The following is a 22,554-nucleotide window of genomic DNA, read 5'->3' as shown; positions in this document are numbered from 1 at the left end:
TGGCCAGCGATGAACAACGAAACGGATTACGAGTACATCGTGGTCGGCTCCGGGGCCGGGGGCGGCACCGTCGCCGCCCGCCTGGCCGAACAGGGCCGCAAGGTGCTGGTGCTGGAGTCGGGCAGCGACCCGGCGGCGGCGGACACCACCGCCCCGCGGCTGCCGGAGGAGTACCAGGTGCCGGCGTTCCACCCGCGCTCCACCGAGAACGATGCGATGCGCTGGGACTTCTTCGTCCGCCACTACAGCAACGATGCCCGCCAGTCGCAGGACCCCAAGTTCACCCGGACCTTCCAGGGCGAGAACGTCGACGGGGTGCTGTATCCGCGGGCCAGTTGCCTGGGCGGCTGCACCGCGCACAATGCGATGATCACCGTCTACCCGCACAACCAGGACTGGGACCATATCGCGCAGATCACCGGTGACCCGTCGTGGAACGCCAGTGCCATGCGCGAGCACTTCCAGAACCTGGAGAACTGCCACCACCGGCCGTTCCAGCGGTTTCTCTCCTGGTTCGGCATCAACCCGTCGCGGCATGGCTTCAAGGGCTGGCTGCACGTGGAAAAGGCCGTGCCGGAAGCGGTGATCGACGACCTGTCGCTGGTGCGCTCGATCGTCAAGTCCGCCGAGCAGGCGTTCAAGACCCTGGGCGAAACCCTCAAGCGCATCGGCTGGCAATTGCAGGGCGTGGGCGACCCCAATGACTGGCGGCTGGTGCGCGAGGAAGCCATCGGCCTGCGCTATCCGCCGCTGACCACCCGGCACCACCATCGCCACGGCACCCGCGAACGCCTGCTGGATGTGCAAAAGCGCCACCCGGATAACCTGCACATCGAGCTGGATGCGCTGGTGACCCGAGTGCTGCTCGATGACCAGCAGCGTGCCTATGGCGTGGAGTACATCAAGGGCGCGCGGCTGTACCGGGCCTGCACCTTGCCGCGCAATGCCACCGGTGAACTGCGCCAGGTGCACGCCAGCCGTGAAGTGATACTCGCCGGCGGCGCCTTCAACACCCCGCAACTGCTGATGCTCTCAGGCATAGGCCCGCGCGAAACCCTGGAAGCCAAGGACATCCCGGTGCGGGTCGAATTGCCGGGCGTCGGGCGCAACCTGCAGGACCGCTACGAGGTCGGGGTGGTCAACCGGATGAACTTCGAGCACTGGGAAGTGCTCAAGGGCGCGCGCTACGCCAAGGGCGATCCGCAGTACGAGGAGTGGGCCAAGGGCAAGGTCGGGGTCTACAGCACCAACGGCGCGGTCCTGGCGATCATCAAGAAATCCCTGAAGCAACGGCCGCTGCCGGACCTGTTCTGCTTCTCCCTGCTGGCGCTGTTTCGCGGCTATTTCCCCGGTTACTCGAAGCTGATCGTCGAGCACCTGAACTACCTGACCTGGGCCATACTCAAGGCCCATACCAACAACAACGCCGGCTACGTCACCCTGCGTTCGAAAGACCCGGCCGACACCCCGCTGATCAACTTCCATTACTTCGAGGAGGGCAGCGACACCCAGGGCGAAGACCTGCAATCGGTGGTGGAGGGCATCAAGTTCGTGCGCAACCTGGCCCAGCCGCTGAAAGACGCCGGGCTGATCGCCAGCGAAGAACTGCCCGGCGATGCGGTACAGACCGACGAACAGCTCAGGACCTTCGTCATGAACCAGGCCTGGGGCCACCACGCCTCCTGCACCTGCCCGATCGGCGCCGACGACGACCCGATGGCCGTGCTCGACAGCGCCTTCCGCGTACGCGGCGTGGGCAACCTGCGGGTGGTGGACGCCTCGATCTTCCCGAAAATCCCCGGCTTCTTCATCGTCACCTCGATCTATGTGGCGGCGGAGAAGGCGGCGCAGGTGATCCTGCAGGATGCTGTTGCAGCACGGGCGCAGGCGGTTCGCGGCGCAGGGCAGGCTACAGCCAGTGCGGACAGAGCGACCACGGTGGAGGCGATGGTTGCGTCAAAACGCTGAACGCTGGACAGGAGGCCGAGCCGTCGAAAGGCTCGGCCTTTTCTTGCCTTCACGGCGTGCCCGGATGCGGATCCGGATACTCAGCCATCACATCGAGCGGCTTGGCATAAGGCCCATCCCACAATTGCCCGTGCAGCTCACCAATGCGCCTGGCCATCGCGCTGTCGTGCATCACCACTTCCAGGTTGCGCGAATTGTCCAGGTAACCGCCGAGCCAGTTGCTGGTGCCGACCCAGGCCACCTGCCCATCGATCTCCATGGTCTTGCTGTGAATCACCCGCGCATAGGGAATGAACCCCTGGGACGCCTGGGGCAGGGTGACGATCCTGACCTGGACATTGGGCAGCACCGCCAGGCTTTTCAGGTAGGGCAGTTCCAGCTTGTCGGTGTTCCAGTTGGACACCAGCAACTTGATCGACACGCCCCGCGCCGCGGCTGCCCGCACGGCATTGTCGATCACCGCGTAATAGGGCCGGGTCCGGTCAGGCCCGTAGGACAGCGGCGCATAGTCCAGCAGTTGCACCCGCACTTCGTTCTTCGCTTCGGCCAGCAGGCGCGGCAACTCCTGTTGCGAGTCGCCCACGCCGGGCGGGTTGTAGCGTTGCGGGCTGGCCACCAGGTAATTGCCGCTGCGTAGCGGCGGCTGGCCGGGGGCGGGCAGGGGCACCGGCTGGTTTGCCGCCACGGCCGCCTGGGCCCGCCAGTCCTGTTCGAAGATCGCCTGCACCTGGGCCACGGTGCTTTCATCGCTGATGCGCAACCCGGTTTCGTGGATATGCTCCAGCGAACGCCAGTCGAAGTTCTGGCTGCCGACGAACGCCTGTTTGCCGTCCACCACCATGTACTTGGCATGGATGATCCCGCCGCTCACCCGGGCATAGGGCAGTACCCGGAAGGTCAGGTTGGGAATCGCCCGCAGGCGCTCCAGGGTGGCGGGGTCTGACAGCTTCAGGCCCTTTTCTTCCAGCAGGAAGCGAATCTTCACGCCGCGTTTGCCGGCCGCCTCAAGGTGTTCGATCACCGTGCCCAGCACCGACCCGGGATGGTCCGCCGCATAAAACTGGCCGATGTCGATCCGGCTTTTCGCGCCATCGAACAGCTCGATCCACACGGGGCCGGGTTGCCGCAGATCCGCCGTGCCAAGCGCGGTGTCCACCGGCACCGTATGCACCAACTCGAACCCCGCAATGGCAAAGTCCGCCTGGACCAGCGGACTGACGAGCAAGCCAGCCAGGCCTGCGATCCGAACGCTGAGCAGCGCTCGTGGAAACTTCATGCATACGGACATAGGCGTCTCATATCGGAAAAAGGCGGGCGCGGCCTGCGCCCGCCCTGGGAAATTACGCGGTGCGGCTGTGCAACGGGCTCGGCGCCCGATGCGGCACCTCATCCTGCACCCGGGCGCCGGTGGCCGCGCGGATCAACAGCATCTTCAGTTGATCGTTGATGCGCTCCAGGCTGTCCTGGAAAAAATTATGGAACACCACGCAGAACAGGGCGATGGCGATCCCCAGGCCGGTGGCGAACAACGCCGTGCCGATACCGCCGGAAATCTGGCCCGGGTCGGACACCCCGGCGCTGGCCAGGGCCTTGAAGGTGTCGATGATCCCCAGGATGGTCCCCAGCAAGCCTAGCAAGGGGGCGGCAGTGGTGATGGTCTCGATGATCCACAGGCTGCGGGCCAGTGGCGCGCGGGTCGACAGGTACTGGCTCTCGATCACGTCGTCCAGGTCCTTGCGCGAACCCTGGGCAGCCTTTTGCGCCAGCACCGGCAGGACCATGCTCAAGGGCAGGCTGTCGCGGCGGGTGGCGCCTTGCGGCAAATCCCGCTCGCTGTGCACCTGACCGCCCAGGGCCTCCATCAACGCCCTGGCCTGGCGCCGTACATAGGCGAAGTAGAGACCGCGCTCGATGGCGATGAAGATCGCGATGGCCACCGCGGCATACATCACATAGAAGGTGATGTCGTGAAGCAGGTTCATGTCCATGATGCTTTACCTCATTCTTCGATATGGCGGATGACGATCAGAAATTCGCTTCCAGGGAGACGGTCACGGTCCGTTCCAGGCCCACGATGTAGGCCGGGTCACCGTCACGGAAACCGCCGTAGGGCGCGGCGTTGGTCTTGGTGGTGTACACGCCGTCCAGGTACTTCTTGTCGAACAGGTTGTCGACGTTCAGGCGCAGGGTCGCGTCCTTGACCACTTTCTTGTCCACCGGCAGGTAGATACCGGCGCCGAGGTTGAACACGGTGCGTCCGGAAATGGCTTCGTCGTTGGTCAGGTCGCCATACAGCTTGCTGGTGTATTTGCCGCCGAAGGTGCCGTAGAAGCGCCCGTCGTCGTAGCCGATGTTGGCCGCCAGCATGTTCTTCGGCACGTTGGCGAACTGCTTGCCGCTGGTGGGCAGGACAATGGCCTTGCCGGCGTTGTAGACAGTCAGGTCGTCCTGCTGCTCGGCGCGGGTGTAGGTGTAGGAGGTGTAGTAGTTGAAGTGGTGGGGCAGCAGGCCGCTCCATTCCAGTTCCAGGCCGCTGTTGTCGACGGCGCCGGCGTTGATGTCGGCGAAGTCGCCGTTGATGTCCCTGGACGAGACCTGGCGGTCCTTGAACTGCATGTAGAACAAGGTGGCGGCCAGGGTCATGTCGTCGCCGCTGTAGCGCCAGCCCAGCTCGTGGTTCCAGCTGGTTTCCGGCTTGGAGTCGATGGAGCCGACACCCTGGTCGTAGAGCACGTAGTTCTGCGGGATACGCATGTTGCGCGACAGGCTGTAGAACAGCTGGTCGCGCTCGTCGAGCTGGTATTTCAGGCCGACGTTGGGCAGCAACTTGTTATAGGTCTGGTGACGCTTCTCCGGCTGTTCGGTGAGGCTGCCGTGGTTGCTGCCGTCCCGCTTGACGTTCATGTAGGCCAGGCCCGCCACCAGGGTCCAGTCCGGGGCGAAATACCAGGTGTCCTGGGCCCAGACTTTCTGCGCCGGGGTAATGGTGAAGCGGTCGCGGCCCTGGACCTTGTTGCCATTGGCGTCCACCACGTTATCCGAATCCGGCCAGGTACTCTCCGGCTTGCCGCTGCTCTTGAGCGGGATGAACGGCTGGGTCTGGCTCTGGCGCGCGCGCTCATACCAGTAGCCGAATTGCAGGCTGTGGTCGCCCAGGTCCCAGTTCAGCTTGGTGGTGATGCCCGGACGCCAGGTCTGGGTCCGCGAAGGGCGGTAATAGACGCCGCTGGTGGAAGAGCCGTCGGCGTTGTACTGGGCGGCGGTCTGCAGGTTGCTGAGGTCGAACACGCCGCCCCGGTTCGAACCGCTGTTCAGCGCATAGCTGGAGGCGCCCACGCCGCTGCCATTACCCCAGTAGTAATACGGGATGACCGACAGGGCCAGGTTGTCGGCCAGTTTGAATTGCGTGTTGAGCACCGCGGTAAAGGTCTGGAACGGGTTCTGCGCCAGGGCGTAGTAGCTGCTGACCTTGCCGTTGCTGCCCAGGGCCGGCGTCGAAGGGTAGGGGTCGTACTTGCGACCGTTCTGCTGGAACTGGGTCTTGGTCAGCTGGCTGTAACTGTTGTTGTCCTGCTCGTGGTACTTGAGGATCAGGTTGGCCGTATTGCCGCCGCCCATGTCGAAGAAGCTGTTCCATTCCACCTTGTCCGCCCGCACCGCGCCGTCGCCGCGCCATTTCTCACCTTCGGTGTGGGACAGCGAAAGCCAGTTGCTCAGGCCGTTGACTTCGCCGGTATTGAGCCGGGCGAAGGTCTTGAAGGTGCCGTTGCTGCCAGCCACCTGCTTGACGAAGGCCCCGGTTTCCTTGGTCGGGCGGATGGTCACGATGCCGATGTTGCCGCCGCTGGAGCCGATGTGCGGGCCATCGGCTTCGGCCGAACCCTGGGTGACGAAGATCTGCTCGATGTTTTCCGGGTCGCCCAGCAGGTTGGAGTACAGCGCGTAGTTGCCGGAGTCGTTGATCGGCATGCCGTCCACCGACATCCCCACCTGGTCGGAGTTGAGCCCGCGCATGGTGAAGCGGAAACCCGAAAGCCCGGTGGCATCTTCGCTGGAGATGTTCAGGCCCGGGGTGTATTTGAGTTTGTCGACGGCGTTGCCGGTGGCGGTCTGTTTATCCAGCGCCTCCTTGGTCACCGTGGAACGCGCCTTGACGCTCTCCTCCTGGACCATGTAGCCACCGCCCGCCGTGGCCTTGCCTTGCACGCCAATGGTGCCGACGTCGCTGTCGCTGGTGTCTGCCATGGCGATCCCATGGCCCATGCTCGCGGCAACGAGTGCCAGATGAATCCGGGTGAACTTCATCACTGTCGTCCTGCTGTTGGGTGCTTACTGCACGCTGTAGTTGAAGGTGGCGGTGAAACGTTGCTCGTTGCGCCCACCGAAGGCTTGCTCGGGGAACGGCTTGACCTGCTTGATCCGGCGCAGGCTGTTGGTGGCGGCCCGGTTCAGCAGCATGCTTGACGCCTGGGTCTGGATCCCGGAGTCGAGGACGCGGCCCTGGCGATCCACCAGCAACCAGACCACCACCTCGCCACTGGGGCGTTCGAGGGACGCCTGGCGTCCGGTGGGGTACTGCTTGTAGGTGTCCAGCTCGTTGCGCAAACCTTTGAGATAGCCGCCTTCCAGGGCCTGGCCGTCGACTTTCGGCGGGGCAGGTGGCGCAGGCGTCGGTGTCGGTGTCGGGGCGACGGCGGGCTGCACGGGTTTGGCGGTGGCCGGCGGCGTGGGTGTCGGCGTTGCCTTGGCGGCCACGGGCGCTGGCTTGGGCAGCGGTTTTGGCTTGGGCTTGGGTTCAGGTTTCGGTTGTGGCGGTGGTTGTAACTTGGCCGGCGGCGGAGGAGGGGCCGGCTCGGCTTCCTGGTCTTCGATGAACGGCGGCGGTGGTTCCTGTTCCACCACGGGCTCGGGGACTGCCTCCGGTTCTGGTTCGACCAGGGCGATTTCAACCGCCGACTCGTCATACACCGGCTGCACTTTCAGGGTTTGCGACTGGATACCCAGTGCAATCAGCACCAGGGCGATCAGGGCCGGGACACTGCCCAGCAACTGACGCGCACGAAACAGGGCGTACATGATCAGGACTTGCGCGTGGCGATGGAGACCGAGGTAAAGCCACCCAGGCGCAGGGTGTCCATGACCTCGACCAGGCGGGAGACTTCCACGCCCTTGTCGCTGTTGACGATGATGGTCGACTTGCTGTCAGGCTTTTGCGCGGCCTTGAGCGCCGGCACCAGGGCTTCGACGCTCAGGTCCTTGCCATCGAGCTGCAACTGGCCTTCCAGGCCCAGGGTGAGGATGAACTTGTTCTGCGGCTTGAGCTGTTGCGAACTGCTGGCGCTGGGCAACTGGGTCTTCATGCCCAGTGCCGGAATCACGTTCAGGCTCACGAGTACGAAAAACACCAAGAGGAACATCATCACGTCGATCATCGGGATCAGTTCGATGTGCGCCTTGCGTTTTTTCGGTTCGTCCCAGGTTCTCATTCCGTTACCCCGTCATTGATTAGGGGCGCCACGCTAGCAACGGAAAATGACCGATTGGTTAACTTTAATTTAAGCTTTTAGGTGTCTAGGACGCGGATTTCAGAAGAACCATCAGTCATTTTTTGACGGTCATGAAATTGACATGCCGGGGGCGCATTTTTGCGCATTTATCCGGCGAGCCCCCCGACATGAGCGCTGCACTTCCTTCGTTACTCACTCCGCGACTGGCGCTCAAAGCGCTGCAAAAACACCAGGCCGAGACACTGTTCGAGCTGGCCAACGGCCCCGGGATCGCTGACAACACCGCAGCGATTCCATCGTACGGGCTGTTGCGCGCCGATTGGCGGCCCGCGTCATGAGCGACGATATCGGCAAGCCGGTGGACCCGGGCCGTCGCCGGGTGCTGTCGGGCCTGGCGGTGGCGACGGCTTTTTCGATCCTCAGCCCCTTCGCCCGTAGTGCCGGCATCGACTACCCGTTCACCCTGGGCGTGGCCTCGGGCGATCCGCTGCCGGATGGCTTTGTCATCTGGACCCGCCTGGCGCCGTTATTCAACGCGGCCGATGGGCGTGGCGGCTTGAACCGTTCGGTGCCGGTGCGCTGGCGGGTGGCCAGTGACGCGGCGATGAGGCGGATCGTGAAACAAGGCGAAGTCATGGCCACTCTGCGTTTCGCCCATTCCGTCCACGTCGAGGTCGCGGGGCTGGAGGCTGGGCGGCCCTATTGGTACCAGTTTGAAAGCCTCGGGGCGCAGAGTCCGACAGGGCAGTCGCGCACGGCTCCGCCTGTGCACGCGATGGCGTCGGCGCGGCTGGGCTTTGTCTCCTGTTCTCACTGGGAGCGCGGCTACTTCAGTGCTTACCGTCACTTGGCCGCGGAACAACCTGACCTGGTGTTCTTCCTCGGCGATTACATTTACGAAAAATCCTATGCACCCGACTCCGGCAAGATCATTCGCCCCCACAGCAGTGACGAGGCGCTGGACCTGGCGGGCTATCGCAACCGCTATGCCCAGTACAAGACCGATCCTGACTTGCAGGCGCTGCATGCCAGCGCGCCCAGCGTGGCGACCTGGGACGATCACGAAGTGCAAAACGACTACGCCAATCGCTGGTCCCAGGATCCGGGGACTCCGGTAGCCGCGTTCCTCAAGCGGCGAGCGGCGGCCTATCAGGCCTTCTACGAACATATGCCATTGCGCGCCACCAGCCTGCCGCGGGGGCTGGACATGCGCATCTATCGGAACCTGGACTATGGGCGACTGGCCCGATTCCATGTATTGGACGGCCGGCAGTACCGCTCCGAGCAACCGTGCATTGCGCCCAATGGCAGCCATCAGGGGCATATCGCCGAAGACAGTTGCCTGGATTTGCGCGACCCCGGGCGCACCATGCTGGGCTGGCAGCAGGAAGCCTGGCTGGACCAGGGCCTGGCCCGGTCCCGGGCGCAATGGAATGTGATCGCCCAGGACCTGCTGGTGGCGCCGCTGCTCCAGCACGTCCCGGCGAGCCAGGCGCTGGGGCACTGGACCGACGGTTGGGACGGCTACAGGGCGACTCGCGAACGGGTGCTGGCCTCCATCGAACGCCGGCGAGCCAGTAACCCGGTGTTCTGGGGCGGCGACATTCATTCGTTCTGGGTCACGGACCTGCATGCGCGCGCCCATGACCCTGACTCGCGGATCGTCGCCACTGAATTCGTCGGCACCTCGGTCACGTCCGACGGCCAGTCGTTCAACGCCATCCTGCCCTTCAATCCCCATGTAAGGTTTTTCGAGAACCGCTGGCGGGGGTATGTGGCGGTGGAGCTGGAAGAACGGAAGATGCTGACCCACCTGCGGATCATTTCCGATCCCCGGGACCCGTATGCCAGTGTCTCGACCCTCAAGTCCTTTGTGGTGGAGTCGGGGCGGGCGGGGGCGATTGCGGTCTAGTCAGTTCCACTCAAAATGCTGGCCGGGCCAATCATTTTGAGTGGGTATGCAGCGTTCAGAAGGTTGCGAGAAAAACGCCGGTTTTCGAACGGCGAGGGCAGGGCAGGCTACAGCCACTGCGGACAGAGCGACCACGGTGGAGACGATGGTTGCGCCCAGGCGCCGAATGAGTGGAGAAGGCCGAGCTATCGAGAGGCTCGGCCTTCTCGCTGCCGAGGGTACAACGACCTTCGAATAATCCAGCATCAGCATTCGGAAACAGAACGGTTGCGTGGGTCGGCCGACATCTTATCGATCGGCAGGCAGTACGCTTTTGTTCATGCCCGCCCGCTGGGAGATTGGTCGATCTTCAGAGCGGGTAAAGTGCTTTGGATGGAATGGCCGCGGCCAGGCATTAACCCTATACAAGGTCAATGCCCAGCGTACACGGTGTTTTTTTACAACACGACAAGCCCCTAAGCGCTCTAGTCAGTCACTAGCACACTAACCAGTTCGCTACGCGAAAAGGGGCCTGTCACCGGGCTTTCGCCCGTGACCTCCACTTGTATGGTGTACGAACCTGACACCGGAGTATCGAGTTGCGATATCAGTTGTCTTGCGCCTTGTTGAAAGTGCACTACCGACTGTTGATGCGCCAGAATGTCCCGTTCTGGCAATAGCTGTTGACGCAGTGCCGCGAGTTTCGCCTGCGACTCAGGGACGCCTCGTGAGATGTGAGCAGGGTTCGCCCGCACCGAACCGAGTTGATCGTGATACTTGATCAAGGCATTGGCCAGACTGATGGTCGGCCGAATCACGGAGGCATGGGCTCGGACATTCGTCAGGGGCTCGCCGCCCTCGTTCAGATTGAGTTTTAGCTCCAGCGGCCGACCGACATTGTGAGTCCGGGCAATATCGACGTTGAGTTTTAGCTCCGCGATTGCATTGCGTGTTGACGACGGGTACTGCAGTGCGCCCCCCGTGCAGTTGATCGTTTGACCTGCGCCAGCGAATTCCAGCTGGACCTGCCACTCCCCCGGGGCCGGGTTGTCGACGTTGTAGATGACAAAACCGTCGCCGATGATGGTCGGGTTCAACGGGCTGGTGGAGCCTGAAGGGTCGACCAGAGTCACTGACAGCTGATTGCCGGAAGGGCTGCCACGTGTGTAGGTGACCTCGGCGTTGGACCAGACTGCCGAGATCTGCGCGCCACCGGGACGTTGAGATACCGTCGCCGGGATTAAACGGTAGTCGTTTGTGGGAATGTCTACGAGCTGGTTCGCCAGTAGCGCAGCCGAAGCGGTTTTCGAGCGAATCTGGTGATAGACCTTCATCATGTCGGCGGCGCGGGGCGCATAGAAGAACTCTCCGTTGGTGTGCTGGGCGATTTGTTTCAGCAGGTCCTGGTCGGATTGCGGTCCCATGGCGCAGGTCATGACCGGATAGTCGGGAAGCATATCCAAGGGGGACGGTCCGGCGTTTTGGAAGCCATCGGTCAACAGCACGCAAGCCTTGGGCTGGCTCGCCGAGTCAAGGAAGGTGCGTGCCTGTTGTAACCCTAGACCTATGGCCGTGCTGTCGCCGTTGAACGATAGTTTACTGACCTCCAGGGCTGCATTGGCGGTGACGGTCAGTGCCTGGTCGACGGTGGCCAAGCCTCCATTGCCGGTATAGACATTTCTTGCCGTGGTGTCATAAGCGATAACAGCAAACTTGTCTTCAGGTTTGAGCGAACGCAGGAAGGCCTTGGTATCGATGACAGTTTGTGCCACGTAACCTTCGGCGGTCATGCTGTATGAAGTGTCGACAATAGGAACGACTGAAACACTGGTCATGCTCTTTGCTCCTTTTCCAGCCCCGAATGGTCGACGCGTACAGCCAGCTGGCCGAGCGTTGACGACGCATCGAACACGGCCCGCCCTTGTTCGTCGATGGTCGCCCTTGCGACGGGTGCGCCGTCAGATAGCAACTCAAGGTCAAGTCCTTGGGCCGATTCGCCAGTGGCCAAAGTGATTTTGATAGTGATTGACATAATCAGGCTCCTGCTCAGTTCTGACGATCGATGAACGAGGTGACACCACGGGCAACAGATCCCACGAGCGTCGGGGGGGTATTGCGAAATTGCCGAAAGATATTTCGCCCGCTGGCTTTACCCGATGGATCTTCTGGCACGTTTAAGGTCGGAAAGTAACTGCCTTGCAACTCAACGAAGGCTGACCAGGGCCCGGTGTAGGATTCGTTCAGGCCATTGGTATAACTGAAGGCGTAACGCACGGCGTTACCATCCACCCAGTTGGGGGGGCTGGGGGTATGGCTTTGCCAGCCATTGGGCTGAAGCACCGGCGATGCCGTTGGCGGTTCCAGATAGCCGGTTGGTTTGTTCGGGTTGTAACTGGCTTTTAACAAGGCCAGGGTGGTGGCGCCCCACCAGTCTGCCGTCCAGTGACGGTCGTTGAGGTCGTTGATGTTTTGGCGGCGAAGTACCGTCGAACCTTGAGCCACGAACAAGGGGGAATAGTTGGCCGTGCTCAGATGGTTCTGCACCGCTTGCAGGTCGGGTAACAATGAGTTTGCGGCGTACTCGTCGGGTGTCGGCGCGGTGCCATAGAGGAAACTTTCAAAGACCTCGTCCACTGAACTTTGAACGATAAATCCAACGCGGTTGCGGTTACCGACATCGACGGTATCGAAGTAGCGCTTGTCGCCATAGGCATGCCAGTTATCGTCCTGAGTGTTGTTCACATTGAGGCCAAACTTACAGTCCTCATCATGCATATAGCGCGACAGAAAAGAGCTGACAAAGCCGGACGTGACAGTGTCGTGTAGCTGCTTGCGTGGCGTGCGCATGTGTCCGCCGGAAAACAGGTCTGATAGGAAATGGTCAGCGAAGGCGTTCATTGCGTAGGCCAGCTCAAGATCCTGGCGTTGCCCGCTTTTTCCCGCTTTGATCGCCTGTTGCAGTGCAGCGGTGTGGCCAGCCTTATAAGCGAGAACCGCCCAACTGCCGAAGTGGTCCCAGTTTACGGCTGCCAGCTTGAGATAACGACCCAGAGGGATGCCGGTAGGCCCCCCACCGGTGATCACGTTCCATTTCAGCGAGAGCGTATCGCCCAACTTGTCATAGGCTTCGTGCGCGGGCAAACCATCGTTGATCGCCTGGTTGGCGGCATCAATTTCCACCTGCATTACTTGTAGAATTTCATGCGCCTCCTTATTGGAGGCCGGTAACGTCGCCAGGGAGTTGAACGCCGCGCTAAAGCGCGCTATCCGTTCCGCAGCGGTTGCACCGTCGGAGATCGGCTTATCGGGAATGCCATAGAAGTCCCCCCCCAATGCGACGATCTGACCGTAGGTCAGGGCCAAGCCATTGGGTAGATTCAATGGGACCTGCCAGGCGGGTGTACCCGTGTCGCTACCGGAAAAGTACAACGTTACACTGTCTCCGATCGCCATATGTTCGCCGCCCTCGAATAGCTCGCGAGGACCATCGCCTCTCCTGGTAGCCACTTGTACCGGTGGTGTGACCATTTTGTGGTACTTGATGGTGTGGTCGCCCAGATCCACCAACACCAGTTCGGCACCGTCGCCAGGCACGGGAATACCTTCTTCGGTGAACAGATAATCCAGTCTGTCGTGAATCTTGCCATCGGGAGCAACGCTTTGTGGTGCGCGTACTTTTGACATGTCCTTGTCTCCTGCGGGAAGGTTATAACGCTAAAAAATGGCGTATGAACGCCACCAGTGTGCAGACGCTACAAAGCACACTGCACTTGCTGCTCTGGGGATAAAACCAAGCTTCGGCAACAGTTACAAAACGGCCGCGGCCACACTTACGGCCAGTAACACGCAACCTTGTAATGTCGGAAGGAACGGTGGGGACGTCGTGCTGAGGCGGCCTCAACCGAGGGGGGGAACTCAACCTTGAGTTTTGACATGACCTTGCCTCCATGGCATGGCGAGCACTTGTCACATTTGCGAGTGCCTATCGCGATACTGATTGACAACACTGCGAATAGAGATCACCTGGATCTTAGCCAAGGGCGGAGTGCAGTCAAACACCGTTGATACCAAAGCGCTTCCATTCGTCGCCCCACACACACCTCGAACCTGGGTGCGGCCAATGCGTAGGGGGTGAAGATATAGCGGTGTGCCAAGGCATCGTTTCAGGCTGGGCAGAGACCATCATCGCCAAAGTAAGTACCGTTCATCTGCGTATCACTGGCAAACCAGCCAGTCTAATCGTTGATGTCGTGGCGCAAGCTCCAGGGGCATCGAGCCCAGGCTTGCCGTTGGCAGTTACGGCGCTCGATTGTGTGCTCGCGGAAATTTGAGTGGATAGGCCGCGTTCACAAGGCATGGCAAGCGCCGTTTTTCGAACGGCGAGGGCAGGTGGCCCAGGATTACTGTTTCGGCTGCCAGGCCGTCGATCCGGCCGCCGCCTTGAACCTGGCGCGGTTCTCCGGGGTGGCCGGGGGCTCGGAGTCACCGAAGATCGCCTTGAGCCAATGGCCGTCGGTAGGGTTGGGGAAGAGGACGAACTTGCGGCCGAACTGCTCTTTGTCTTCCGTCATCAGGCTGTTGCGTTGCTTGACGTCCGCGACGTAGTACTTGCGTTTGAAGTCATTGAGGTTGTCGCCCAGCATGACTACCACCTCGTAGTCCTTGGCGATTTCCGTTTGCCGTGGCTCTTTGTTGGAGCTGTCGCGATAGACCGTCAGGTGTTGTTCATCGGCAAACGGCAGCTTGTTCTTGCGCAAGTTGGCCAGGGCATATTCCTTGGTTTTTTCGCCCTGGTCGCGGCTGGTGACGTAGAACACCTCGACCCCCTTCGATTGGGCGTAATTCAAGAACTCCACTGCCCCGGGCGTGGCGACCGGGCCATTGTCGGCGACCCACTGGTCCCAGGCGCCGTCATCGAAAAACTCTTTCCCCGAATTGATCATGTAGCCCCAGTAGCTGTTGCTACCCAGCACGGTATCGTCGACATCGCTGATGACGGCCAACGGTCGGTCGCCCTCCTTGCGGGCTTGCAGGGCCTGGTCCAGACGCATCCTGGCGATGTTGAAGCCTTGGTAATAAAGCGCCTCGAACTCAGCCGCCGTCTGCTTCCAGGCAACCGCCGCGGTCAAGAGATTGGAGGGGGAACTGGCAGCCTCTTCGGCAAACACAGGCGTCCACTGGAACATCAGAAGCGAGAAGAGCGCAGGGGTAATCAAGGCTTGGTTTATTTTTGATTTCATACTCGATACCTGAATGGAAACGGAGCGGGTAAATACGCAGCAGGGCAAAGATGGCGCCGCGCTGACCAATACCGCCAAGGGGTTCTATAGCACTCGGGTGCCCCACTCAATACGGGTGTCGTGTTTTGAGATCAATGAGGCGTGATTCCGACTCAGGTCTCGCATGCGGAGGTTCAAGGCGAGCGCGTCGTCTTGAAGATGAGTTTTCCATTGCCAGGGGCAAGGGGAACCCAGAGCCCCAGGAATGCGCGCGTCAATATACTGACCTTTTTTTAAGCTCACAGCCTCATCTTAAAATTTAGACGGATTATTGACATGATGGCATTCGTATCCCAGTATCCGCTTCTGTTTTGCGTCATTTAACTGATGTTTTTTTGACGCCTGACTTCTGAAGCCCTCCAGAAAAAGGCGATACAGCCTTTGTTAAAGAGCAGGTATCCACGGAAATATCAGCCATAAGGCCAACAGCCATGGCTCATTTTCGTGGGGGTGCCGGCTTTAGACGGTGGGGGTTGCGATATTTTTTAGGGATGATCTATGTCTGCCAAACGAGTACTGGTAACCGGGGGGGCTGGCTTCATTGGTTCCCACTTAGTGGATGCGTTGCTGGCAAGAGGCTATGCCGTCCGGGTTCTGGACGATCTCTCTACCGGCAAGGTCAGCAACCTGCCGATGGACTGTGCGGCCTTGAAACTGGTGGTCGGCGATGTCGCCGATGCCGCGACCCTCACTGAAGCCATGCAGGGGTGCAGCGCGGTGGTGCACTTGGCGGCTGTCGCTTCGGTCCACGCCTCGGTCGAACACCCGGCAGCTACTCATCGGAGCAATTTCATCGGCACGCTGCGGGTATGCGAGGCGATGATCGCCGCGGGCATCCGTCGAGTGGTCTTTGCCTCCAGTGCCGCGGTTTACGGCAATAACGGGGAGGGCACCCCGATTGATGAAGACACGCCCACGTCCCCCCTGACGCCTTATGCCGCGGACAAGCTTTCCAGCGAGCACTACCTGAATTTCTATCGTCGCCAGCATGGACTGGAGCCGGTGATCCTGCGCTTCTTCAATATCTTCGGGCCCCGCCAGGACCCGTTGTCGCCGTACTCCGGGGTGATCAGCATTTTCAGCGAGCGGGTGAAAACCGGACGGCCGATCGTGGTGTTCGGCGATGGCGAGCAAACCCGCGATTTCGTCTATGTCGAAGACCTGGTGAAGATCCTGCTCCAGGGCCTGGAACACCCCCAGCCCGCGGCTGATGCCACCAATGTCGGTCTCGGCGGGGTCACCACGCTCAATGACCTGATTACGGCCCTGGAACGGATCAGTGGCAAACCGCTAAGCGTGAGTCATGCCGCTGCCCGCTCGGGCGATATCCGGCATTCCAAGGCCGACAATCGCCGCTTGCGCGAACGCTTTGGCCTGGGGTCGCCAACCACCGTGGCTGAAGGCCTGGCACGGCTTTACCACAGTCTTTAATGCCACGCCTTGCGGGCCCGGTTGCAGAGGGCTCGCGGGTCCGGTATCGCGCGGATTGATCTACTCAAGAGTGATTTATGGACATCGAGTTTCGCAGGGGGCGTGTTTGCAAAGGGGTACGGCGGCTGTTTACCGCGCTGGCGTTGTGTGCGACCCACTCGGTGGTGCAAGCCTCGCCAGCGGCGCCCGCCAGTGTCGGGTTCTGGTACGCCGATCGGCCACCGCTTCAAGAGTTGGCGCAGTTCGAATGGGTTGTGGTCGAGCCGGGCCATATGAGCACCGCCAATGTTGCCACCTTGCGCGAACTTGGCAGCCAGCCGTTCGCCTACCTGTCGGTGGGTGAGTTCGATGGCGACCGCGTCGCCCTGGACAAAGCGTCGCTGACCCGCAGCGCAAGCGCTACGCGTAACAAGGCCTGGAACAGCCAGGTCATGGATATTTCGACGCCGGCCTGGCGCGAACATCTGTTCAAGCGTGCCAAGGCGTTGCAAGGGCAGGGTTATGCCGGTCTGTTCCTCGATACGCTCGACAGCTTTCAATTGCTCCCCGAGGCTCATCGCGAACCGCAACGCAAAGCCCTGGCGGCGTTTCTGCGGGAACTGCACAGCCGCCAGCCGAACCTCAAGCTGTTCTTCAACCGGGGCTTCGAAGTGTTGGGCGAGCTCGATGGCGTTGCCTCGGCCGTGGCCGTCGAATCGATCCATGCCGGCTGGGATGCCTCAGCCAAGCGTTATCGCCCGGTTTCCGAGTCCGACCGCAACTGGCTTGAAGGTGAGCTCAAGCCACTTCGCGCGAAAAACATGCCGTTGGTGGCCATCGACTACTTGCCGCCCGACCGTCGCGAAGAAGCGCGCAAGCTGGTTCGTCAATTGAGCCAGGAAGGCTTTATCCCGGTGGTCACCACCCCGGACCTCAACGCCATCGGCATGAGCACCGTGGAAGTACAGCCGCGGCGCATCGCCATGCTCTACGACCCGCGCGAAGGCGAACTCTACGATCACGCCGGGCACCGGATGCTTGGCGGTCTGCTGGAATACCTGGGCTATCGGGTGGACTATCTGCCGGCCGATGCCAGTTTGCCGTCCCACAGCTTCGCCGGCCTGTACGCCGGGGTGGTGGTGTGGATGACCAGCGGCCCACCCCAGGACAGCCGTGCCTTTAATGGCTGGATTGGCCAACGCCTGGACGAACAGGTGCCGCTGGCCATCATGGCGGGCCTGCCGATCGAGGATCGCGCATTGCTCAAGCGCCTGGGGCTGAACCTCGCGGCGCCGGGGGCTCGCGGCGCACTGCGAGTGCTGAGCCAGGACAAGGCCCTGATCGGTGGCTTCGAGGCGCCGGTAGTGGCGCGTACCCGAGAGCTGACCCGTGTGACGCTGCTGCCCGACGGGCCGCAACCGGCCCTGTTGCTGGGGGATGACCAGGGCGGCAAGTACGCCCCCGTGGCCATCGGCACCTGGGGTGGCATGGCCCTGGCGCCTTATGTGGTAGAGACCAATGTCGAGCGCAGCCGCTGGATTCTCGACCCCTTTGCCTTTATCCAGAAAGCCCTGCGCCTGCCGGCACAACCGCACCCGGACACCACCACCGAGAACGGCCGGCGGATCGCCACGGTGCATATCGACGGGGATGGCTTCCCATCCCATGCCGAAGTGCGCGGCACCCCTTATTCCGGGCGCCAGGTGCTGGATGACTACATTCGTCCCAACCCGTACCTGACCTCGGTTTCGATCATCGAAGGGGAGGTCGGGCCCAAGGGCATGTCGCCGTTCCTCGCCAGGGAGCTGGAGCCCCTCGCCCAGGAGATCTTTGCCGATCCCAAAGTCGAGGTTGCCAGCCACACCTACAGCCACCCGTTCTACCTGCAGCCGGAAAAGGCCAGGCAGGACGAAGACTTCCACGCCGAATACGGATTGCGCCTGAACATCCAGGGCTACAAGACCCTGGACTTCAAGCGTGAGATCGTCGGATCGCGGGACTACATCAACAGCCGCCTGACCACTGCGCAGAAGCCGGTGAAGTTGCTCTTCTGGCCGGGGGATGCGCTGCCCAGCGCCGAGACCATCAAGCTGGCCTACGACGCCGGGCTGAAAAACGTCAACGGCGGGCAGACCATCCTGACCAAAGCCAATTCATCGCTGACCGGCCTGTACCCCTTGTTGCGTCCCACCGAAGGCGGCTTGCAGTACTACGCCCCGGTGATCAACGAGAACATGTACACCAACCTCTGGAAAGGCCCGTATTACGGCTTTCGCGACGTCATCGATACGTTCGAGCTGACCGACAGCCCACGGCGCCTGCGCGGCATTCACCTGTACTACCACTTCTATTCGGGCACCAAGCAGGCGTCGATCAAGGCCATGGCCGATATCTACCGCTTCATGCGCGGCCAGCAGCCCTTGTCGTTGTGGATGAGCGACTACCTCGATCGGGTCCATGGACTGTACCAGGCCAGCCTGGCCCGCACCGCCAATGGCGACTGGCAGGTCCGCGGCATGGACGGCTTGCGTACCCTGCGCCTGGACCCGGAGCTGGGCTGGCCGGATCTGGGGCGTTCGCGGAACGTGGCCGGTGTCCGTGATCTGCCCCAGGGCCGTTATGTGGCCTTGAGCGGCGACCATGCGCTGCTGGCCCTGCGGCCCGAGCGTGACCCGCGTCCGGCATTGGAGCTGGCGAATATTCCCTTGCGTGACTGGCGTTATGTGAGTGACCGACAGGTGAGCTTCTCTTTTGCCGGCCAGTTCAACCTGGAGTTCTCGGTGCGTTCGGCCAGCGCCTGTCGGGTCGAGGTCCGGGGCCAACGTTATGCCGGCAAGTCCGAGCAGGGCCTGTGGCATTTCCAACTTCCCATGAAGCAGGTGAGTGATGCCCAACTCTTCTGCAACTAAGGCGCCACGCGCACGGCTGCTCAACCCCTGGGCATTGCTGCTGGTGGCGATGGTCGTCGGCGTGCTGCTGTGGGCGACCTATCGCAACGAAGATACCTTCCGTCCCACGCTCGGCCCCCCGGACGAAGTGTCCGCCAGCTATGCCGAGGTGCTGCTGGCGGCCCACCCGGAAAACAACGAATTGCGCACCCAACTGCTCGACCTGCTGATTCAGCTGGGCGATTACCCGAGGGCGGAAAAACACCTGGCCCAATGGCCACAGGCCGATCCAGCGCTGAAGTCCTACTACCGCCTGCAACTGGATGCCCTGGCGCTGACCAACAGCACCGACGGCCCAGCGTTGCAGGCCCTGGCCGAACGTTTCAAGGCCTTTGACTACAAGACACTGCCATCCCCCCAGCTTGAGCGCCTGGCCACGCTGGCCTTGAGTGTCCAGGCCCCGGGGCTGGCCGCGGACGCCTATGCCGAACTGGCGCGTCGCGATCCAGGGCAGCGTGAGCATTGGCTGCCCGAGGCGGCGAAGTGGTACCAGGCCAGCGAGCAACCCGGACGCGCCGCCGACCTCTATGTGCAGTTGCTCGATGCCAGCCAGACGCCTGAAGCGCGTCGCCAGTTCCTGCAGGAAGCCTTCAACACCCTGGTGGCGGCGGATCGCGGCGCTCAGGCGGCCGAGCTGTTGGCCCGGGAACTGGCCGCCCAGCCGGATGCGCAATTCGATGCTGCGCTGCTTGACCGGGGCGTCGATGTGGCGGTAGCGCACAAGCGTCCGGACCTGGCCGAGTCATTTTTTATCGCATGGCGCAAGTTGCAGCCCGACAACCCGGAAATCCTGGCCAAGGAGTTCAGGCAGCGACTGGCCTTCGGTGACCTCAAGGGCGCTCATGCGGCGGGCTCGCAACTGCTGGAGCAACATCCGGAGGATCCGTTGCTGCTGGAGCAGATGGCCCATCTCGCCGAATGGCGGGGCGACTCGGCCTCGGCGCTGGGCTACTGGATCAGCCTGAGCAAGCTGCGGGACAACCCGGCCGAGTTCGAGCACACCTGGCGCCTGGCGATGCAGAGCTACGACTTCGACCGGGGCATTCCGCTGCTGGCGGGGATCATGGACAGCCGCGCCCTGAGCAATGTCGAACTCGATGCCCTGGTGTACGCCGAAGAATCCCGGGGCACGCCCGAGCAGGCGGAAAAGTGGTTGCGCCGCTATGTCGCCAAATACCCGAAGCACCGCCTGGCCTGGGTCCGCCTGTTGCAGAACCTGGAAAACACCGAGCAGTACCCACAGCGGCTGGCGGTCTGGAAGAACTTCGCCAGCCGTTATCCGTTGACCAGCGCCGAGCGGGTGGACTGGGCCAACAACCACCTCAAGCTGTTTGACAGCCAGTCGGCCTGGAAGGTGATCACCGCGGTCGACGGCAACAAAATCAACGACCTCGACTACTGGCAGTCCCGTGCCGCGCTGGCCTGGGACCTGGAGTCGGACGATGAACTGCAGCTCGCACTGGAGAAGATGCTGGCCATCAAGGGCTCGCTCAATACCGGCGACGAGAGTGAGCTGATCGCCCTCTATCGCACCCGCGATCCGCGCAAGGCCTTGCAGTTGACCGTCGACAGCTGGCGCCAGGGGCACCATCCGCGGCGCCTGGTCGCGGCCCTGCAATTGGCCCAGGAGCTTCAGGACTGGCCATTGGTGATCGATCTGCTCAAGGAGGCTGACCAGTACCCGGAAGCCGCCGACTATTCCCAGGTCCTGGCAGCGCGCGGGGCGCTGCAGGTCCACCAGGGTCATCACGACGAGGCCCTGCGCCTGTATCGCCTGGGCTTGAGCCGCTTCCCGGAGGACAACACCTTCCGCGAACGCCTGATGTGGCTGTATGTCGACCTGGGGCGCACGGGCGAGATCAAGCCGCTGCTGCAGCAATGGCGTTCCCTGGCGCGCGGTGACAGCACGCTTTGGCTGCCGTTTGCCGCCGCCAGCCAGTGGCTGGGGCGCAATACCGAGGCCCTGGCCTGGTACCGCCTGTACCTGCAAGCCAATCCCCGGGACTGGATGGTCCAGGCGGCCTACGCCGATGCGCTGGAAGGCGCCGGTTATGCCGACTCGGCCCAGCGCCTGCGGCTCAAGCTCAATCGTCAGGTGACGCCCGAGCAGATCCGCGCCACGCCCCAGGGCTATGCGACCTGGCTGCGCCTGGTGGCCAGCAGCTACTCGTCGCGCAAGGCGCAGAACAAGGCGATGCAGTGGCTGGACGGCTCCAGGCCGATGCTGCAGCTGTGGTTCGAGCAAATGCTGGTGCGCCTGGATGACATCAATCAGTCGGCGCAGAAGGATGACTGGCTGGCCTGGGCCCGCGCCCGTGGCCTTAAGGTCAGTCGCTACGAACAGATCCAGCAAGCCCTGCGCGGCAACAATCGCCAAGCCCTGGAGCGCCTGGTGGCCAGCGATGGCCTGGACCCGGCGCAGCGGGTCGAGGCCCTGAACAGCCTGGGTCGTGGCGGCGAAGCGCTGGCCGTCGACCTGTCGGCGCTGGGCGAGGACCAGCCTCCCGCGATCCGTGAGCAATTGCGGCGCCAGGCCATCGAGATGACCGAGCGCACGCCCCAGGGCGTACAAATCGCCTGGGAACGCCAGGATTACGGCGGACTGGTGTTCAACGGCCCGCGCCTGAGCGCTGCGCGTTACCTGAATGACGACTGGTACGCCAGGCTCGTGGTGGAGCAGGGCCGATACAGCGGCGACACCCTCGATGAATCACGCCTGGGCAACGAGACCAATACCGGATTGACCTTGCAGCGGCAGTTGGAGGACGGCGACTACAAACTGATCTTCGACAGCAGCCTGCGCAAGGACGATGACCGCAACGGCCTGGGCGCCAGCCGCACCTGGCAGGTGGACAGCGGCAACGAACTGGACGTCGGCGCCGACTGGCACCGTAAGAACGAGGACAGCGGGCTGATGCGTGCCTTCGGCCAGCAGGACGATGTCTGGGTCGGCGGGCGGCATCGCTATTCGGCCCGTGACCAGTTGTCCTGGAGCCTGGCCCAGCGCTGGTTCTCGACCCGCAGCGGCGATGACCTGGGCAGTGGCCAGGCGTTGAAGATCGAGTTCGACCACACCTTGCAGTTCGAAGGGCCGAACTGGGCATTGCGCAGCGGCATCGACTACCAGCAAAACAGCCTGGACCACCGTTCGCTGCCCAACCTGGCCAATACCCTGGGCGGGGGCATCGACCTGGCGGGGGCCGGCCTCGAGGATCCGAACCAGATCACCAGCCAGACCCTGCTGCAAAAGCGCTACGGCCAGCTGTTCTTCGGCAGTTCGTGGCGGCGTGGCTTCCCGGGGGCACTGAACCGCACGCGTGGGCAGTACACCTGGCTGGTAGACGTCAGCTCAGGCTGGCAGTGGACCGACAACACCATCAACTACGCCATCAGTACCGGTGTCGGCACCGAGGTGATAGGGGATGACGAATTGGCAGTGACCTTCGGCTACCAGTCGGCCCCACAAGGCGGAACGGGCAAGTCCGGGGGCACGGCAGGTGTCAGCTACAGCGTCCGTTTTGGACGCTGATCATGGAATTCAAAGAGGAGTG

At 62.2% G+C, this 22,554-nt stretch carries 14 protein-coding genes and 1 pseudogene; 6 read left to right on the top strand and 9 right to left on the bottom strand.

Annotated features, from left to right (window positions below; all coding sequences use genetic code 11):
- Positions 1–9: 9 nt before the first annotated feature.
- Positions 10–1,968 (top strand): GMC family oxidoreductase, encoded by a 1,959-nt coding sequence (locus AC3RCP_RS16410; RefSeq protein WP_101338013.1) that lies wholly within the window; start codon positions 10–12, stop codon positions 1,966–1,968.
- A 49-nt stretch (positions 1,969–2,017) separates the two neighbouring features.
- Here the strand turns inward: AC3RCP_RS16410 and AC3RCP_RS16405 are convergent, their stop codons facing one another.
- The 5 genes from AC3RCP_RS16405 to AC3RCP_RS16385 form a co-directional block, all read right to left on the bottom strand.
- On the bottom strand, positions 2,018–3,244 hold the full coding sequence (locus AC3RCP_RS16405) for a phospholipase D-like domain-containing protein (protein WP_492570413.1): 1,227 nt from the start codon (positions 3,242–3,244) through the stop codon (positions 2,018–2,020).
- A gap of 64 nt (positions 3,245–3,308) precedes the next feature.
- Positions 3,309–3,956 (bottom strand): MotA/TolQ/ExbB proton channel family protein, encoded by a 648-nt coding sequence (locus AC3RCP_RS16400; protein WP_492570412.1) that lies wholly within the window; start codon positions 3,954–3,956, stop codon positions 3,309–3,311.
- A gap of 37 nt (positions 3,957–3,993) precedes the next feature.
- Complete coding sequence (locus tag AC3RCP_RS16395) at positions 3,994–6,273, bottom strand: TonB-dependent receptor (RefSeq protein ID WP_492570411.1); 2,280 nt, start codon at positions 6,271–6,273, stop codon at positions 3,994–3,996.
- A 24-nt stretch (positions 6,274–6,297) separates the two neighbouring features.
- Positions 6,298–7,044, bottom strand: coding sequence for an energy transducer TonB family protein (locus tag AC3RCP_RS16390; RefSeq protein ID WP_101338009.1), 747 nt, complete (start codon positions 7,042–7,044; stop codon positions 6,298–6,300).
- A 2-nt stretch (positions 7,045–7,046) separates the two neighbouring features.
- Complete coding sequence (locus AC3RCP_RS16385) at positions 7,047–7,454, bottom strand: ExbD/TolR family protein (protein ID WP_007925526.1); 408 nt, start codon at positions 7,452–7,454, stop codon at positions 7,047–7,049.
- A gap of 188 nt (positions 7,455–7,642) precedes the next feature.
- Here AC3RCP_RS16385 and AC3RCP_RS16380 point away from each other — a divergent pair.
- Both AC3RCP_RS16380 and AC3RCP_RS16375 read left to right on the top strand, forming a co-directional pair.
- Positions 7,643–7,774, top strand: a pseudogene (locus AC3RCP_RS16380) (GNAT family N-acetyltransferase); the annotation flags it as partial.
- 35 nt (positions 7,775–7,809) lie between these two features.
- Positions 7,810–9,387, top strand: coding sequence for an alkaline phosphatase D family protein (locus tag AC3RCP_RS16375; RefSeq protein WP_492570410.1), 1,578 nt, complete (start codon positions 7,810–7,812; stop codon positions 9,385–9,387).
- A 464-nt stretch (positions 9,388–9,851) separates the two neighbouring features.
- Here the strand turns inward: AC3RCP_RS16375 and AC3RCP_RS16370 are convergent, their stop codons facing one another.
- The 4 genes from AC3RCP_RS16370 to AC3RCP_RS16355 all read right to left on the bottom strand — a co-directional run bounded on the left by AC3RCP_RS16370 (position 9,852) and on the right by AC3RCP_RS16355 (position 14,606).
- Positions 9,852–11,201: a vWA domain-containing protein gene (locus tag AC3RCP_RS16370; protein ID WP_492570409.1), complete on the bottom strand. Its 1,350-nt coding sequence runs from the start codon at positions 11,199–11,201 to the stop codon at positions 9,852–9,854.
- Complete coding sequence (locus tag AC3RCP_RS16365) at positions 11,198–11,398, bottom strand: hypothetical protein (protein WP_101338006.1); 201 nt, start codon at positions 11,396–11,398, stop codon at positions 11,198–11,200. The genes AC3RCP_RS16370 and AC3RCP_RS16365 overlap by 4 nt, the downstream gene beginning before the upstream one ends.
- Positions 11,399–11,412: 14 nt before the next feature.
- Entirely contained in the window at positions 11,413–13,050 is a 1,638-nt protein-coding gene (locus AC3RCP_RS16360; RefSeq protein WP_101338005.1) for a phospholipase, read from the bottom strand.
- 716 nt (positions 13,051–13,766) lie between these two features.
- Positions 13,767–14,606 carry a 5'-nucleotidase, lipoprotein e(P4) family gene (locus AC3RCP_RS16355; RefSeq protein ID WP_101338004.1) on the bottom strand — a complete coding sequence of 280 codons (840 nt, stop codon included), beginning with the start codon at positions 14,604–14,606 and terminating at the stop codon, positions 13,767–13,769.
- Between the two features lie 537 nt (positions 14,607–15,143).
- Between AC3RCP_RS16355 and AC3RCP_RS16350 the strand changes: the two genes are divergently transcribed.
- The 3 genes from AC3RCP_RS16350 to AC3RCP_RS16340 all read left to right on the top strand — a co-directional run bounded on the left by AC3RCP_RS16350 (position 15,144) and on the right by AC3RCP_RS16340 (position 22,532).
- Positions 15,144–16,076: an NAD-dependent epimerase/dehydratase family protein gene (locus tag AC3RCP_RS16350; protein WP_101338003.1), complete on the top strand. Its 933-nt coding sequence runs from the start codon at positions 15,144–15,146 to the stop codon at positions 16,074–16,076.
- A 77-nt stretch (positions 16,077–16,153) separates the two neighbouring features.
- Positions 16,154–18,964 (top strand): bifunctional glycoside hydrolase/polysaccharide deacetylase family protein, encoded by a 2,811-nt coding sequence (locus AC3RCP_RS16345; RefSeq protein ID WP_492570408.1) that lies wholly within the window; start codon positions 16,154–16,156, stop codon positions 18,962–18,964.
- Positions 18,942–22,532, top strand: coding sequence for a tetratricopeptide repeat protein (locus AC3RCP_RS16340; protein WP_101338001.1), 3,591 nt, complete (start codon positions 18,942–18,944; stop codon positions 22,530–22,532). The genes AC3RCP_RS16345 and AC3RCP_RS16340 overlap by 23 nt, the downstream gene beginning before the upstream one ends.
- Positions 22,533–22,554: the final 22 nt, after the last annotated feature.

The organism is Pseudomonas sp. GW822-FHT05A08 (assembly GCF_058800485.1).
The sequence above is the reverse complement of the archived record's forward strand: the minus strand, read 5'-3'. Positions and strand labels throughout refer to the sequence as shown.